Source organism: uncultured Psychroserpens sp., assembly GCF_947500255.1.
GTDB lineage: Bacteria > Bacteroidota > Bacteroidia > Flavobacteriales > Flavobacteriaceae > Psychroserpens.
The window spans coordinates 363,919-381,728 of record NZ_CANMRL010000002.1 but is presented as its reverse complement, the minus strand read 5'-3'; the positions used below and the strand labels follow the sequence as shown (position 1 = coordinate 381,728).

13 protein-coding genes are annotated in these 17,810 nt (G+C 33.9%); 7 read left to right on the top strand and 6 right to left on the bottom strand.

The window, feature by feature from the left end; genetic code table 11:
- Positions 1-61: 61 nt before the first annotated feature.
- Genes Q0783_RS08530 through Q0783_RS08520 form a run of 3 tightly spaced genes read left to right on the top strand, consistent with a single transcriptional unit; the run spans position 62 to position 3,394 of the window.
- Complete coding sequence (locus tag Q0783_RS08530; RefSeq protein WP_298894473.1) at positions 62-739, top strand: Crp/Fnr family transcriptional regulator; 678 nt, start codon at positions 62-64, stop codon at positions 737-739.
- A gap of 54 nt (positions 740-793) precedes the next feature.
- On the top strand, positions 794-1,921 hold the full coding sequence (locus tag Q0783_RS08525; RefSeq protein ID WP_298894472.1) for a VWA domain-containing protein: 1,128 nt from the start codon (positions 794-796) through the stop codon (positions 1,919-1,921).
- Positions 1,922-1,927: 6 nt separating this feature from the next.
- Positions 1,928-3,394 carry a sigma 54-interacting transcriptional regulator gene (locus tag Q0783_RS08520; protein WP_298894471.1) on the top strand — a complete coding sequence of 489 codons (1,467 nt, stop codon included), beginning with the start codon at positions 1,928-1,930 and terminating at the stop codon, positions 3,392-3,394.
- A gap of 30 nt (positions 3,395-3,424) precedes the next feature.
- Here the strand turns inward: Q0783_RS08520 and Q0783_RS08515 are convergent, their stop codons facing one another.
- Positions 3,425-4,018 (bottom strand): hypothetical protein, encoded by a 594-nt coding sequence (locus Q0783_RS08515; RefSeq protein ID WP_298894470.1) that lies wholly within the window; start codon positions 4,016-4,018, stop codon positions 3,425-3,427.
- A gap of 18 nt (positions 4,019-4,036) precedes the next feature.
- A complete protein-coding gene (locus Q0783_RS08510; RefSeq protein ID WP_298894469.1) occupies positions 4,037-6,445 on the bottom strand; it encodes a TonB-dependent receptor in 2,409 nt (802 codons plus the stop codon).
- Between the two features lie 180 nt (positions 6,446-6,625).
- Here Q0783_RS08510 and Q0783_RS08505 point away from each other — a divergent pair, with 180 nt between their 5' ends.
- Both Q0783_RS08505 and Q0783_RS08500 read left to right on the top strand, forming a co-directional pair.
- On the top strand, positions 6,626-7,696 hold the full coding sequence (locus tag Q0783_RS08505) for a histidine kinase (RefSeq protein WP_298894468.1): 1,071 nt from the start codon (positions 6,626-6,628) through the stop codon (positions 7,694-7,696).
- Positions 7,693-8,421, top strand: coding sequence for a response regulator (locus tag Q0783_RS08500; RefSeq protein ID WP_298894467.1), 729 nt, complete (start codon positions 7,693-7,695; stop codon positions 8,419-8,421). The genes Q0783_RS08505 and Q0783_RS08500 overlap by 4 nt, the downstream gene beginning before the upstream one ends.
- Here Q0783_RS08500 and Q0783_RS08495 read toward each other — a convergent pair whose 3' ends face one another.
- Entirely contained in the window at positions 8,422-8,985 is a 564-nt protein-coding gene (locus tag Q0783_RS08495; protein ID WP_298894466.1) for a YdeI/OmpD-associated family protein, read from the bottom strand.
- Positions 8,986-9,533: 548 nt separating this feature from the next.
- Between Q0783_RS08495 and Q0783_RS08490 the strand changes: the two genes are divergently transcribed.
- On the top strand, positions 9,534-13,748 hold the full coding sequence (locus Q0783_RS08490; RefSeq protein ID WP_298894465.1) for a LamG-like jellyroll fold domain-containing protein: 4,215 nt from the start codon (positions 9,534-9,536) through the stop codon (positions 13,746-13,748).
- Between the two features lie 501 nt (positions 13,749-14,249).
- A complete protein-coding gene (locus Q0783_RS08485; protein WP_298894464.1) occupies positions 14,250-15,047 on the top strand; it encodes a T9SS type A sorting domain-containing protein in 798 nt (265 codons plus the stop codon).
- Positions 15,048-15,133: 86 nt separating this feature from the next.
- On the opposite strand, the gene Q0783_RS08480 is transcribed toward Q0783_RS08485, so the two are convergent.
- Genes Q0783_RS08480 through Q0783_RS08470 form a run of 3 tightly spaced genes read right to left on the bottom strand, consistent with a single transcriptional unit; the run spans position 15,134 to position 17,745 of the window.
- Entirely contained in the window at positions 15,134-16,480 is a 1,347-nt protein-coding gene (locus Q0783_RS08480) for a M28 family metallopeptidase (protein ID WP_298894463.1), read from the bottom strand.
- Positions 16,481-16,498: 18 nt separating this feature from the next.
- Positions 16,499-17,260: a CBM9 family sugar-binding protein gene (locus Q0783_RS08475; protein ID WP_298894462.1), complete on the bottom strand. Its 762-nt coding sequence runs from the start codon at positions 17,258-17,260 to the stop codon at positions 16,499-16,501.
- Entirely contained in the window at positions 17,260-17,745 is a 486-nt protein-coding gene (locus Q0783_RS08470; protein ID WP_298894461.1) for a DUF6265 family protein, read from the bottom strand. The genes Q0783_RS08475 and Q0783_RS08470 overlap by 1 nt, the downstream gene beginning before the upstream one ends.
- Positions 17,746-17,810: the final 65 nt, after the last annotated feature.

Below are 17,810 nucleotides of genomic sequence, written 5' to 3'. Positions count from 1 at the left end.
GATTATAATATGATATTTGTCATGTTTTGATTAATTTTACAAGATTACCTAAACATCGATTATGAGTAAATGTGAACAATGTATTATTAGGCAATTCAATTCTCTTAAAGCACTAACCAGAGAAGAGTTAGTGCGAATATCTGGATGTAAGACTTCTAGAAGTATCAAAAAAGGTGAGGTTATTTTTGAAGAAGGTGATGCCGTTAATGGTGTGTTTTGTGTAAAAGATGGTGTTTGTAAGTTATCTAAATTAAGCTCTAATGGAAAGGATCATATTGTAAAGTTGGTAGTTAAAGGTGATTTATTGGGACAACGTTCTTTGGTAGGTGAAGAGTCGGCAAATTTGAGTGCCGTAGCATTAAACGATATGGAAGTGTGTTTTATTCCAAAGAGTGAAATTATGCAAGACCTTCAAAAAAACCCAAAATTCACTTTAGATATGCTTCAGCAAATGGCTCATGATTTGAAAGAATCTGATAATGTGATTGTCGATATGGCTCAGAAATCGGTTAAAAATAGATTGGCCGATGTTCTCATCTATTTGAATGACAATTTTGGAGTTGATGATGATGGTTTTCTAGCCATTAATCTTTCTCGAGAAGATTATGCTAATGTTGTTGGAACTGCAACCGAATCTGCTATTCGAATCTTATCTCAATTTAAAAAAGATGGTTTTATTTCAACCCAAGGGAAGCAAATAAAAATTGAGAATCTTCATAAATTAAAACTCATCGAGTAGTTTTATAAAAACTTTACCAAAATTAAATTGTAATAGTTGTATTTTTATACAGCTATGAAAGAGAGAATTAATTTCAAAAAAGGCTTTGTTTTTAAATCGTACGAAGCACCTAATCAGTCCCCTTTTGAAAAACTTTTTGAGATCTTTAAAGAGTTGATTACACATACATCTGGAGATTTTGATGAAGCGATTTCTTGGCTTCTTGAATTGGATAAGGAATACGAGCTCACCACAGCCGAATATACTATTGACGATTTTATCGAAGATTTAAAAAAGAAAGGCTACATCAAAGAAGAGATTAATCCTGATGGAAAAGGTGGAATGGCTATAACCGCAAAAACAGAACGTGCTATACGACAACAGGCTTTGGACCATATCTTTGGAAAAATAAAGAGAAGTGGACAAGGCAATCATAAAAGTAAAAGTCCGGGAATAGGAGATGAGCACACAGGTGATTTTAGAAGTTACCAATTTGGTGATGCTTTAGATAAAGTCTCTATGACTGAAAGTTTGCGTAATGCACAAATTAATCATGGTATTGGCGATTTTAGTATTACTGAAGATGACCTCGTCGTAGAAGAAACATTACATAAATCTCAAATGAGTACCGTTTTGATGATTGATATTAGTCATAGTATGATTCTTTATGGAGAAGATCGTATCACACCAGCCAAACGTGTAGCTATGGCTTTAGCAGAACTCATTACGACACGTTACCCAAAGGATACTTTGGATATTATTGTCTTCGGAAATGATTCTTGGCAGATCGAGATCAAAGATCTTCCTTATCTCAAAGTTGGCCCTTATCATACCAATACGGTTGCAGGTTTGCAATTAGCCATGGACCTACTCAGAAGAAAACGAAACACGAATAAACAAATCTTTATGATTACCGACGGTAAACCAAGTTGCTTGCGATTACCTGACGGACAATATTACAAAGATAGCAACGGACTCAACCCTTACATCACCAATAAGTGTTATGCTATGGCACAACAGGCAAGGAAATTACATATTCCTATAACTACATTTATGATTGCTCAAGATCGCTACTTGATGCAGTTTGTTCAAGAATTTACTAGAGCCAATCAAGGAAAAGCCTTTTACACAGGTTTGAAAGGCTTAGGGGAAATGATTTTTGAAGATTATGAAACGAATAGAAAAAAAAGAATAAGAGGATAAATATATATGAAAATAGAAACGATAAAAACCTTAGGCGAATTAAAGACATCAGGTTATCAATCTAAATCTATAAAAGATGAATTACGTGATAACTTAATTGAAAAAATAAAGAATAAAGAAACAGCTTTTGAAGGTGTGCATGGTTATGAGAATACCGTGATTCCTGAGTTGGAACGCGCTATTCTATCAAGACATAATATTAATTTATTGGGTTTACGCGGACAAGCAAAAACACGTTTGGCGCGTTTGATGCTAAATCTCTTAGATGAATATATTCCTTTTGTAGAAGGTTCAGAGATTAATGACGATCCATTTCAACCTATTTCACGTTTTGCTACAGAATTAATTACTGAAAAGGGAGACGAAACACCAATTTCATGGTTGCACAGAAGTGAACGCTTTGCTGAAAAACTGGCAACACCAGATGTAACTGTAGCTGATCTTATTGGAGATGTTGATCCAATAAAAGCGGCAAATTTGAAATTGAGTTATGCCGATGATCGTGTAATTCACTACGGCATGATCCCAAGAGCGAATCGAAGTATTTTTGTTATTAACGAATTACCCGATTTACAAGCTCGAATTCAGGTAGCGTTGTTTAATATTTTGCAAGAAGGTGATATTCAAATTCGCGGATTTAAATTAAGATTACCTTTAGATGTTCAGTTTATTTTTACGGCAAACCCTGAAGATTATACCAATAGAGGAAGTATTGTAACACCATTAAAAGACAGAATTGGAAGCCAGATTCTTACACATTATCCTATTGATATTGAAACAGCACGACTCATTACAGAGCAAGAAGCCAAATTGGTAGAAAACCAAAAGGAATCTGTTAGTGTTCCAGATCTTGCCAGAGATTTATTGGAGCAAATTGTATTTGAAGCTCGAGAAAGTGAATATATTGATGCTAAAAGTGGCGTAAGTGCTCGTTTAAGTATTACAGCTTTAGAAAATTTGTTAAGTACTGCAGAACGTCGTGCTTTAAAAGTAGGTGATAATAAGACCATGTTGCGCTTAAGTGATTTTGTTGGTATTATTCCGTCCATTACAGGAAAAGTAGAATTGGTATATGAAGGTGAGCAGGAAGGTGCAGCAATGGTAGCCTATAATTTAATAGGTGAAGCCGTAAAACGCTTGTTCCCAGAGTTCTTTCCGAAGATAGAAAAACTAAAAAAAGACGATGACGAAACCCCTTATGATGATATTGTCTCATGGTTTTTTAATCAGCAAGATGGTTTTGAAATTCTTGATGATCTTAGAGATAAAGAATATAAAGCATTACTCGATGCGATTTCTCCATTAGATGATCTTTTAGGTGAGTACCAGCCTAATTTAAGAAAAGAAGATAGCTATTTTGTTAAAGAATTTGTGCTTTGGGCATTAGTAGAATTTAAACAACTCAGCAAATACCGTTTTACCGAAGGCATTCAATTTAAAGATCCTTACGGAAGTTATATTAGTGGTATATAATATAAAAGGGAAGCAAAACGCTTCCCTTTTTTATTTCTTAGCTTCAAAAACCCACCATACTTGTCCGTTTTTAGGATTGAAACTTAATTTTAAAACTCCTAGTTTGCTCTCGATAAGATACTTCCCTTTAATGTTGAGGTAGTTTTCTTCTTTTTTGAAATAGGCTTTGTACTTCCCGTCAGTATATTTAAACATAATGCCATTACTCAATTCAAACTCTAGATTTTTTAGTCCACTATTAATTTTAGAATCTGTTATCTTTTGGTGTGATGTGATATTACTATCGTCAATAAATAAGGTTTCTTCCTTAGGGTCTTTGTCAGAAAAACGACTCGTTAATGCTAATTCTACCTTTCCTTTATTCAACTTAAATACATCACTACTTTCTTTATAATTCGGATAGACAAAAAGGGTATAGTCATCATCGATTTCAAATATTTTGGGTGTATTGTTATTTTTCATAACAATGTAACCTTCTTTCGTTTTTAATTCGAAATCTGTTCCAGGAGGATACATAATTACTGATTCTGGTGTATCATCAGTATAAATCTTTAAGTATGTGTTTTGTGCAAACGTTTGACTGCTTGCCAAAATTAGTGCTAATGTGATTACTAGATGTTTCATGTTTATAGTGTTTTAAATTTAACCGCCTAGTCTGTTTTTCTCATCTTCTAGACCTGTTTTTCTATTTCTTGCTTTTTTAATTTCATTTCTTCCGAAGTTATAACTTAGGTTAAAACGTACTTGCCTGCTATCGTTTCCACCATCACCATTAATAACTAATGCCCCAAATTGTGTGTCGCCTCGCCAAGGTGAAGTGTAGAGTATATCATTAAATGCTAATCTGGCAGTAAGTTTATCGTCAAAGAATTTTTTCTGAACAGCAAGATTAAGCGCACCCAAACTTTTAGTTTGATAGGTTCCTCCCCAAACTGATGGTGAGCTATACCAACCTGATACTTCTGCTCTAAAACCTTTTGGTAGTTTAAATGTGTTTTGTGCATAGAGGCTTAAGGTATTTTGGGATGTGGATACGAAATCTTCGTTAGTTGCCTCATAAATACTTCGATAAGCGTTTAAACTTGCATACACACTCCACCAATCATTGAATTTTGTAGGATATGATATGCCTAGGTTAATCACCTTTTGATTGGCAACATTTCGTTGGCTGATAAAGTTTTGATCGTCACCAACCGCTTCTGTTACTTGCGCAAAGAAATCTCTGATGAAGCTATAACTAATAGATGTATTAAGTCTGTAGTTATACGTATGAGACAACTTGAGATTATCGGTATATTGAGGTTGTAAGAATGGGTTTCCTCTTCGGAATGATAATTCATCAATTTTATATTCGAACGGATTTAAACTCTGATAATTAGGACGCTGAATACGCTTACTATACGTTAACGCAAATGAATTTTTTTGATTGAGTTGATAGGTGATTCCACCACTAGGAAACCAATCTGTATAATTACGCTTCACACGATCATTTTGGGCTTCTTGAAGCGCAGTTAAAACCCCATCAGATTTTGTTTGCTCTACTCTAAGTCCAGCTTGAAAACTAAATTTTTCATACTTTCTATTATAATTGATGTACGCAGCATTGATCTGTTCGTCATAAGCAAAGTCATTTGTTCGTTCTTCATTGATGATGTCTTGACCATTGATACGATCAAAAAAGTCGAATTGATTATCGGTGACTATTTTAGAGTATTTAACTCCAAAGCCTAATTTTCCTTTTAAGACATTTTGTTCAAAATCAACCTTTGATGTGAAAATATCAATATCTATTGGTGTGATCATATAATTGATAGTTTCACTAATGAGTTGTGTTTCATCACCATTGAAATATTGATTGGGTTGTAAATTGGTCCTGTCGCTTGAGTATTTTCCAAAGTCGACATCAACGTTTAGGGAAAAATCTTTTCCTGTGTTGAACTTATAGTTGAGGTTGGCATAGAGGTTTGATGTCTTATTATCGGCATCACTACCAGCTACTAAGACCTCATTGGGATTAGAACTACCAATATCGGAAATAGGTGTTCTTGAATCTGAATCTGAACTACCATCACTAAAATTTCCGGTAAGGATAATTCCGAAGGTCGATTTTTTATTGGCATAGTAATCAAAACCTAAGCGCGCATTGTTATTATTATTGTCTGAAATCGTTTCGGTTTGCGCATCAAAAATGGTATTGTTTTGAGTTCTATAGAGATTAATGAAATTCAAACTTTCCCCAAAACGATTACTAAACGACCCATAAACACTTGTTTTTTTACTTCTGTTATTGAAAGATACCGAAGTGTTATAGCGTCCAAATTCACCATAAGTTAACCCTGAAGCTACAGTACCATTAGTTCCTAAGCTTTTATCACGCTTAAATTTAATATTGATAATACCAGCATTACCTTCAGCATCAAACTTCGAAGACGGTTGTGTAATGATTTCTATAGACTCTATATCACTAGATTGAATGGTCTTTAGATAATTAACAAGATCTTGTCCACGAAGTACTGACGGCTTATCATCTATATAAACAAGTACACCAGCTTTGCCCTCTACAATAATAGAATCGGTATTGTCTATAATTACACCTGGAGCCTTACGTAATAATTCAAAACCAGAATCTCCAGCAGCGCTTAACGTACTTTGCACATTAAAAACGGTTTTGTCAGCCATCACTTGCACCATAGGCTTTTCGGCTTTTACAACCACCTCATCCAGGGCTTGAGAATCTTCGGCCATTATAATATTTTCGAAATCCTTTGACGAAGCATTAAGTGTGAATGTCGCAGAGTTGTAGTCTTTGTAACCTAGACTTGTGATATTGATTAGATAAGTGCCATTTGGAACATTCTTTATATGAAATGTTCCATCATCTTCTGTGATTCCAGCCTTTATAAATTGAGACTTATCCGAATTAAATATAGAGACTACAGCTGCTGATATTGGTTTTAATTCTTCGTCAAAAACTTGACCTTTTACAGATTGTTGTGCAAATACTTGTCCGATGAAAAGGCTGAAAATAATGGTTATAAGAGTAGTTTTCATAATGCGGTTGTTTTGATGTGACAAATATGACATAATAAAACAAACGACACATCTACTTTGTGACGAATGGACCTATAACGTGATGAATGGGAATTCCAATTGAACTGTAAATAGGTCAATTCGTCGATTAGTATTATTTAATAATATGGAGTACTTTTAAATTTGTTGAAAACATGTTTCATGAAAACTCCTTTTTTTAAACGACGATTATTTGGGATAAACTTAGGTGAATTAACAATTTTTGCTGGGTTTTATCTATCAATGGCAATGTTCTATCATGCAACATTGTGGTATAATAGAGGTGGATTTAAGCATGACGATGATATTTTATTTGAGCCTCTGAGTTTTATGGATGATAGTGGTTTAGATTATATTTTAAAGTTTTTACTAACTATTCCTATATGGTGGTTATTGTTTAAAAAATTAAAGCATTGGTCTACACGCAATTTGTTATTACTGCATATCATATTACTACCAGTATTTGTATTGGTATGGCAACAAAGTTATTATTGGATTTGTGATAGTATCGATTTTGGGCATTTAACTGGAAGGGGAGCTGTTTGGGATATTTATATTCCAGCATTATTTTACATTCTTCAATTTGGAATTTTACACTCTTACAATTATCATAAAGAGAACCAGAAGAAATTAATTGTTGAAGGAGAGTTAAGAACGGCTGCATTAAAAAGTGAATTATCTGCTTTAAAAGCGCAGCTAAATCCGCATTTTCTGTATAATATATTTAATACCATTAGTGCATCTGTTCCCTCGGAGAATGAGAAAACAAGACATTTAATTGCAGAGTTGTCAGATTTGTTTCGTTATCAACTCAAGGCGTCTCAGGTAGAAAATGTTCCGCTTCATGAGGAATTGGACTTTGTAAATAAGTATCTAGCTCTAGAAAAAGAGCGTTTTCAAGAGCGATTGGAGATTTATATTGATGTTGATGATTCCATTTTAGATGAAATGATACCGCCAATGTTGCTTCAGCCGTTGGTTGAAAATTCTATTAGGCACGGTCTATCATCTTTAATTGAAGGTGGATCTATTACTATTTCAGTAAAAAAGAAAGGAGAGCATTTGGCTTTTGAAATTTCTGATACAGGTATAGGTGTTGAAAACAAACAATCAATTTTTGGGAAAGGTATTGGATTAACAAATACACGACTGCGCCTAGAAAAGCGTTATAACAGTGCCTTGAAATTATCTGATAATAGACCTCAAGGACTAAAAATTAGCTTTGAAATATGAGAAAGGTAATTATCGTAGATGATGAAGCGTCTGGGCGACAACTCATAAGAGAATATCTTGAAGATTTTTCGCATTTAATCCTATTGGGAGAAGCTAATAATGGTGTAGATGCAGTGAAAATGATTAATGAGTTTAAACCAGATTTGATCTTTCTAGATATTCAAATGCCCGGAATGACAGGGTTTGATGTACTAAAACATTTAGAGGAATTACCACAAATTATTTTTTCTACGGCTTATGATAAATACGCATTAAAAGCTTTTGAGGTTCATGCTATAGATTATCTTTTAAAGCCATATACTAAAGAACGATTTAAAACAGCAGTTGAAAAATCTGAAAAAAACAGCAATCAAAATAAAGCAAGACCATTGGCAGAGAGCTTATTAATGGATACCACAAAATCTCCACAGCGTATATTGGTACAGAGCCAAAATAAATTGGTAACCATTGCCTTGGAAGAAGTGGTTAGAATTGAAGCTTATGGTGATTATTCAAAAATTGTTGTAACAGATAAGACCTATTTGAGTAACTACGGAATATCAACATTGGAAGAGAAGCTTAATAGCAGCATTTTTATTAGAGTACATCGTTCTTCTATAATCAATTTAAATAAAGTAAAAGAACTTAATAAGTATACAAAAAGTTATGATGTAACCATGTTAAATGGTGACATCGTAAGAGTGAGTAGAGGATATATGGATAACATAAAAAAATTGATGTTTTAGCTACCAAGTAGCTCTACTTTTAATATTTGCTTCGCAAAGTTTTATGATCTCTGCGATTCTTTTTTGTCGCGTCACCTCACGTTTTGCTTGATTTAACCAGTATAAGTAGCCTTTTCTATAAGAAGGCGCAAAGTTTTTAAAATTTTCAAAGGCCTTAGAGTTTTTATCAAATTCTAACTGCAACTCGGTAGGCACTATTCCTTTTTCTACGTTGTCTAATGCTGTCCAACTACCATTCTTTTTAGCTGTTCTTATACTATTTAATCCACTTTCATGAATTAGATTTTTAGCAGAAAGTTCTTTAATGTGTCTTTTGTTTAAGGCACTCCAAACACTTTTAGGTTTTCTCGGACAGAAATATTGCCTGCGTTTTCCATTGCCAAGACTTTTAACAGTAGAATCAATCCAACCATAACAAAGTGCTACTTTAACGGCTTCTTCCCAACGCATCGACGCCTCTTTGTTTTCAACTTTATAAAAGATTAAGTAGATACCTGCTGAAGAATTGTGGTTCTCAAGGAGCCAATTACGCCATTCTATGTCTGTTTTGAAGTAGTATTCCATGGTTTTTTAAAGACTTTACTTACAATTTTAACATGTTAAAATCACTAAAATGCTGATTATGTGATATTTACAATTTTTGTGTTTTATAGGCCTTAGCGCTGTTTTTCAGCGATTTTTTTAACATTTTTATGTATTTCGTCGAATATTTAATGCATTTAATCGATTTATTCTGTATACTTGTATCGCGTAAGTATACATTTACGCCGTTATTGAAATTGTGATTTATATCACTTTTAAATATTTGGCCCCAAGCCTATGAAACAAAAATACCTATTTAATGTAGTTAATACTACAGCGTTATGTTCTTTTCTTTCCAAGTCTGTTCAGCAGACAATTTCAGGATCGTTTTAATACATTTCGCAATACCCAAATCGGTAATACACTTTCATAATATTTATTCAATATCTAATTAATCCAAAATACTTTTTATAGCTAGAAAGTATTTCCCTCATAGTGCTATGTGTTAGCTTTAGTTAACATTGCCTAACCTAATTAAACTAAAAGTAAGGGATTTACTGTGGTGCGATGCACCTTAAAAATTATTATGTATGAAAGCTATTAAGAATTTTGGTAGACCCGCTATTACCAAATTATGTATTCTAATCATCTTCTTTTTATTCAATACCATTGTTGTATTTGGACAAGAGACGAGTGAACAAGTTTATGAAGCTCCAGAAACTTCTGTGGTTATCTCAACTTCGCCTGGTAATGTGAGTACACAATTGCAATTATGGATGAAGGCAGATGCTTCAACAAGTACAACTACAAATAATCAACGTGTGAATACTTGGGGAGATAATTCTTCTAACGCGTTTAGTATTGTAAAGGGATCTACTAATGGACCTACCTATATAACTGATGCAATTAATTTTAATCCTGCACTTCGATTTACAAGAAGTGGTGGAGAGTATATGAAAATAGCAACAGCTTCTATTTCAGGAACAGGTTTAGATATAACACCGTCTCCTGATGCTGCCATAACAAATCCTTCAAGTATGTCAATCTTTGCGGCTTTTTTAACTGATCAAAGTGGAGCAGGAACAATATTGTCAAGAGCAACAGGTAGTAGTAGAAGTTACCAATTATGGTTAGGAGATAGAGATCGTGTGGTGCATTATACACTTGGAAGAACTTCAGGAACCAGTCAATCTGACCCCAATAGTGGAATTAACTACGGAATTACACATGCCAGAAATGATCCAAAAATTTCATCTTTAGTTGTTGATATTAGTGGAGCCTCATTGGCAAATGATCCTAATGAAGCATCAGGAAAAATAAAGAAATATGTAAACGGATACCTCGATCCATTAACAACTTATACAGATGGTGATGCTGGTTTTGGTACTGGAGAAACCACAGATAAAGATGTTATCATTGGTGGAAGAAGAAATAATAGTAATACAGATATTGGTAATTTATTACAAGGAAGAGTTGCTGAAATCATTGTTTATGATAGAGCATTAACAGCAGCCGAAAGACAAAAGGTTGAAACTTATATGGCCATTAAGTATGGAATTACTCTTGGTTATAATGATGAATATTACAGATGGGAAAACTCACCAAATCATACAACTACTTTTGGATATTCTGGTACTAGTAATGATTATGTACTTTCTAATGGAACTTATGCTTGGACTGGATCTGATAACTCTGGATTTGGGTATAATGTTTTTGGCATAGCAAGAGATGATGACTCTGGCTTATTACAACTAAAATCTAAGAGTGTCCATGTTGCGGAAATAACTAAGGAAACTTCTGTATTAACTATGGAGGATGAATCTAATTCTATTTCTAATGATAGAGATTATTTATTGGTAGGAAATAATGGAGTAGCAATTCAGTTGCAATCTTCAGTAGTTCCTGAAAGAGTATCTTCTACCATTGGTAGAATTTGGAAAGCCAGAGAAAGCTCTAATGATGTTGGTACCATTAAATTGGATTTTGATTTAAGTCAATGGAGTATATCTGGTAGTACAGATCTAGAATTGATTATTTCAAGCAATAGCGACTTAACTAATTATAAAAATATTACAGGAACATATAATGCCACGACTAAAACCGTAAGCTTTACTGGATTAAATTTAGAAGATGGTGACTATTTCACCTTAGCGAAATTAGTAGAAATGAATGATTCTTATCATTTTAACTTTGATGGTACGTCTAACTATGTTGACCTTGGCGATAACTATGATTTAAATACTGGTAGTTTTACAATGTCTGCTTGGGTAAAAAGAACAAGCGGTACTAACAGGTCTATCATCTCTAAGAGGACAAGTAATAATGCCGAAGGCTATGATTTTAAAATTGCTAACAATGGAAAATTTCAGGTGACATGGAGAGATGCTACCTCAAGTTTGCAATATCTTATTTCGTCGGTTGTTATTCCAACTGGAGAATGGCATCATTTAGCATTTACGTATAACGGAACTAAAGGGACGCTTTATGTAGATGGTGTTGCTGATGGTTCTGGTATTAAGCCAGCTCCAGCTGCATCTACATCGTCTTTTATGATTGGAGCTTCTGGTGAAACACCTGGTCGTTTTTTTAATGGAGATATTGACGAAGTTAGAATATGGGATGTTGAACTATCTGAAGACCAATTGCGATTTATAATGAATCAAGAGATTGAGCAATCTGGTAGTAATGTAGCAGGTTCATATTTTATATCACAAGGGATTACACCTACAAAAAATGATATTTCTTCCATACCATGGACGAACTTGAAAGGTTACTTTCCGTTTTCACATTTAAGAGGAAATTGCTTATTTAACAAATCATCGCAAACTACACTAAATGGTAGATTATACAATACACCTAATAGTGCTATTGATACCCAAACAGCTCCATTACCTTACAAGTCTACACAAAATGGAAGCTGGGAATCAAGTTCTTCTTGGGTGAATGGTTCAGGACAAACAATTCCTGGAGCGACATCTATATCTAACACTGCCATTTCAGTAGATTGGAATATTGTCGAAACATCTCATAATTTAACGATGGACAATGCTTCTATTAATTCAAAAAATAGATCATTGCTAGGTTTGATTGTGAATTCAAATAAAATTACAGTCGACGGAAATAATTCGACAAATACTGGATATGGTTTAACAGTAACACATTATTTAAGATTAAATGGTGATATTGATTTACAAGGTGAATCACAATTAATTCAATCTGAAGATAGTGATTTAGAAGTTGCAAGTTCTGGGTCTGTGGAAAAAGATCAGCAAGGAACTAGAGATATGTTTACCTATAATTATTGGTCATCACCAGTAGGTGTGTCGAGTACAACAGCTAATAATACCAACTATTCTTTGACTAGTGTATTTAGAGACGGAACAAACTCTTCGTCACCATTAAGCATAAACTTTATTACAAATTCATACGATGGTACGTCTGGATCACCAATTGGTATTGCAGATTACTGGGTATGGAAATTTGCAAATCAACCAGACGATGACTATTCTGCATGGCAGCATGTAAGAAGTACAGGAACTTTAAAACCAGGTGAAGGCTTTACAATGAAAGGTGTTGCCAATACTTCTGGTAATGTGTCACAAGAACAAAATTATGTTGTTAACGGAAAACCAAATAATGGAGATATCACATTGCCAATTAGTGCAGGAAACGATTATTTAGTTGGTAATCCTTATGCTTCTGCTATTGATGCACATGCCTTTATTCTAGATAATGCACCAACAATTGAAGGTGCGGGGAATACAACAGGTACCATCTATTTTTGGGAACATTGGGGTGGAGGATCTCATATTTTAGCCGAATATCAAGGCGGTTATGCAACTTATAATTTAGCTGGAGCAGTTCCAGCAGCAGCTTATGGTATTGCAGATGAAGATGTAGATCAAAGTAATTTAGTAGGTAATAAATTACCTGGACGATACATTCCAGTTGGACAAGGATTCTTTGTTGTTGGTGAAAACACAGGAACGATTAGATTTAAAAATAGTCAGCGTGTATTTATGAGTGAAGCCACAAGCTCTTCAACATTTATGCGTAATGCTGCACCTAATCAAATTTCCGAAGATGGTGAAACTGAAACTGAACCAGAGACTGAAGGTGATCTAAGAATGAAGATTGGATTAAAATTTAATTCTTCTGGAACCTATACAAGAAAGATATTGGTAACTGCTGATGAGAATGCTACTATGGATTATGATTGGGGATACGATGCTGAATTATATCATATCCAAGCAGATGATATGTATTGGTTAATTGCTCAAGGTAAATATGTGATTCAAGGTATTAACAGTATGACCATTGAAACAGTTCTCCCTTTAGGGGTTCATGTTGATGACACTGGATCTAACACAATTTCGATTGATAAATTGGAAAACATACCTGAGGACATGGATATCTTTTTACACGATATCGAACTTGGATTGTATCATAATTTAAAAGAAGGAGACTATGAGGTAATCTTATCTTCGGGTATACATTTGAGTCGTTTTGAACTTGTGTTTAATAATCAAGATACATTAGGAGTTGAAACAACAGAGTTAGATGATGATACCATACAGGTTATTTATGATGGCGAAGCTGATGTTATTTCTGTACTAAACCCTAAACATTTAATTATTGATAGTATAGAACTGTTTACCATTCTTGGTCAGTCTGTATATGCATCAGATGATTTTGTAAATGAAAGTGAAATTAAAATAAAAACAGGTACATTAAGTGCTGGAGCTTATATTGTAAAAGTCGAAACCGAAACTGGAGGGTACTCTACAAAAGTTATAGTTAATTAGATAGTTTTTAGAATTTTATGTCAATTTAAAGATCACCTTTTTGGTGGTCTTTTTGTTTTTACTGAATACTATGTTCGTTATGTGCGAAATTTCAATGATTTTTAAGCTATATATTCTGATATTCAATCATTTATGTGTTGTTAAATAAATGTCACTTAATCGATATTTTATGCAATTTCAATCATTATAACGAGTATTTTATGCATCTAAACGAGTATTTCACACCACCTCATATTGCCGTTCTATATTTGAACTGTTATTGAAATTGTGTGTTACATACAATTAAATATTTGGCCCCAAGCCTATGAAATAAAATACCTATTTGACTTTCATAATATTTCTTTCAATTTCAAATTAATCCAAAATACTTTTCGTAATAGCGAAGTATTCTCCCTCAACGTGTAAACGCTAAATGTCATTTAGTTCGCGCACAACATTTAATAAAAAAACAAGAGAATTTAACTAAGCAATGATGTAAGGCATCATTAAAAACCTACTATTATGAAAACGATTACAAATTTTCAAATTTCAAAAACAACAAGAGTATCTGCATTACTTTTTTGTATCGCATTAATGTGTTCAAATTTTGTATTTGCTAATACGCCTAATGATCCAGACCTAAGAAAGAAAATAGGTTTGCAACTTAATTCTGCTGGAACTTACGAAAGAGAAATATTAGTTGTAGAAGATGAAAATGCAACAGAAGGATATGATGCAGATTATGATACTGCAATTGACAACATACAATCTGATGATATGTATTGGGTAATTGATCAAGGAAAATATATTAACCAAGCTATTGGTGAAATTAACGAAGAAACAGTAATTGCTTTGGGTATTCACACAAATACAAGTGGAATAAACACCATTTCAATTAACAAATTGGAAAATATTCCAAACGCAATGAAGATTTTTGTTCACGATACTCAAACAGGTGTATACCATAGTATTAAAGATGGTGCATACGAAATTAATCTTCCAGCTGGTCTTTACTTAAACCGTTTTGAAATTGTATTCATGCAACCAGAAACATTAAGTACAACAGATTTTGATGCAGATAAATCATTAGATATTATGTTTGATACATCTGCAGATCAAATCAAGATATTAAACAACGCAAATTTAAAAATAGATACAGTTGAAGTATACTCTATTCTTGGACAATCTGTTCATAGATCAAATGCTTCAAATTCAAATAACGAATTAAGTATAAATACTAATACAATGACAACTGGTGCTTATGTTGTGATTGTAAAAGCTGAAAACGGTATTAACTCGAAAAAGATTTTAGTTAATTAGTTAGTTTTTTTATTTTAAGTCATCAAAAAGGCTATCCTAATGGATAGCCTTTTTGTATATCGTACGGTATTGAAATATCCATTATTTTATCTCATAATCTTATTAGGAAATACAACAACGCTTTCAAAACCATCATCATCGACAGCAGCAACACCAAAGTAAAAATTATCTATAACGATGCCACCCAAAGTAAACTCGGTGACATTACCTACATATCTGCTATGATCCCAAGTTGGAGATGTGGTATCTCTCCAATAAATCTTATAACCTTTGGCGCCATCAACGGCATTCCATTTTAGTTTTACAGAGGCTTCTACAATTCCGCCAATTTCAACAGTTGATGGAGCAGGAGGTGCCCAAGCTAAGTTTGCCATATTGATAGCATTTACAGCAGTCAATTTTTTAGCGTATCCAAAATTCACATGCTCAAAGGTATCACCATAAGCAATGTCATTTTCGGTGCGAATATCTTGATGTTGTTGGGTATAATTTTCATGGGCTTCCATAATTCTAATGCCAGGATATCCGAGATCATTAAAAGGTCTGTGATGTCCACCACGACCAAAACGGTCTAGTCTATAAACCATCATAGGATTCATCTCTGGCATATACGTTTTTACAGTATTATGCACATAACGGGCTAGCTGACGCGAAGTACCATCAACTTCACCACCAAAAAAACGACGACCTCGTGCTTGACGTGCTAATATTTCAGGGTCTGTTTCGGCTGTGGTAATAGGTTCAGAGAAAATTCGGAATGTTCGATTATCAATTACTCCATCTACACCTTCAATATTACCAATCATATCATTATTTAAAACACCAATAATGTCCCAATCTTGCTCTTTGGCATAGGCTGCTAATCCAGCACCACCAAATAAACCCTGTTCTTCACCAGATAGACCTACATAGACGATACTACTTTCAAATTGATATTTAGATAACACACGGGCAGCTTCAATAGCTCCAGCCATTCCAGAAGCGTTGTCATTAGCACCTGGTGCGTCTGTGGTGAAATCCATAGTGTTACTAGCACGTGAGTCGATATCGCCACTCATGATAACGTAACGGTTAGGATATTTGGTGCCTTTTTGAATGGCAACCACATTAACCACCCAAGCATCTTTTGGGACACGACGATTGCCTTCTTTGGTGACAAAATCTTTTTGGTAAAATACATTCAGGCAGTTATTACAACTTTTAGAAATAGTTTCAAATTCATTTTTTATCCATCGCCTTGCAGCGCCAATACCTCTTGTCTCACTAATGGTGTCACTAAAGGTGTTACGAGTACCAAAATCGGCAAGAGTTTTAACATCCTGTCTTAGACGTTCTTCGGAAACCGCATCAATAATGTCGTAAATATTTGGGCTGGTTTGCGCGAATGCAAATGTACAATAGGTTAAAAAAACTAGTGTTATTAATCGTTTCATAGTATTTTTTAGTTGCTTTTATTTTGTGAGTAATAAAGTTCCGAAAATATCTGCATCTATCCAACCTCGGTTTTTATCGTCACCTTCTACAGCGATAGATCCAATAAAATTTTCACGGTTCGCACTAGTATCATTGTCACAGTATGCTAATGCAAAACCAACTTTTTTATTAGGTTTTAAGGTAATAGATGTATTAACACCATCATCAGTATAGGTGTCATCGTACAATAATATTTTAACTTCCCATATAGAGGTGTCTCCTTTAGTTTCTCTTTTGGATTCTATATGCAAATTATAGAGTTTGCCTTTTTCCGAAGTAGACATATCCACAACATTACCATCTAGTGCAATATGATACGCAAAGGCATTGTGAGTAAATTGATGATGTCCACCACTATTGTTTTCGTCAATAAAAATCTCTAAACAGTCATCGTCCCACCATGCTTTGAGAGGGTCTGGTTCTTTATCTAAAAGGACATCATCTGTTATTTCGGCTAAGAGATAAAGTGCCTCATTGGTCCAAGTGAGTTTGTAACGACCCGAAAAGTCATTTTCAGAATATGAGGAACCCAACCATAATTGATCAATGGGATGCCAACTTGCATTCTCCCAGGCATTTTCATCAGCCTTACCATCTAATACGATGTTGGTTTTGGATTTTTTGATGTTTAAAAGTTGATGTTCTTGTTTCGTTGTAACACTATTGTTTGCCTTGTTTGAATTTTGCTTACAGCTAAATACAATTACAATTAGAACTACTAAACACGAAACCTTTCTCATCAACTTTTCTTATAATTAAATTTTACGATCTCAACTTCTCCTTTGTCATTTTTAATGTCGACATAGACGTTCATTTCGGTATCGCTTACTTTTTCAAAACTCATACCTTCAAAAACCACTTGAGTTGGTGTAATTTTTTTTAATGGAAAGTCAACAGTTTCATTCTTGGTTTCCCATCCTTTGAGATCATTATCAAAATGTTTTAACTGAAGAACCAGTGAATTTTCTACTTCTCTAATAATTTCAATTTCATAGAAAGATACTTTCCCATCGTTAATCAATTTAAAAGTAGCCATCATAGAACCTCCAGAGGGTTCGCTCCAATTTTCTTCTACTTGGCCACCAAAGGCTTCACCTTTCCAGTTGCCTGAAATCCATTTGATGTTTTCAAGCTTTGGAGCAAGAGAGTCTGTTGAAGCTTTTGTTACAGTTTGAGAAAACCCTGAAAAGCTAATGCAAAAAACGAGTATAAATATGTATTTCATTTTAAATCTTTTAATTAAACATCTTATTACTATAACGTTTATAAGATGCATAACGTGGACATTTT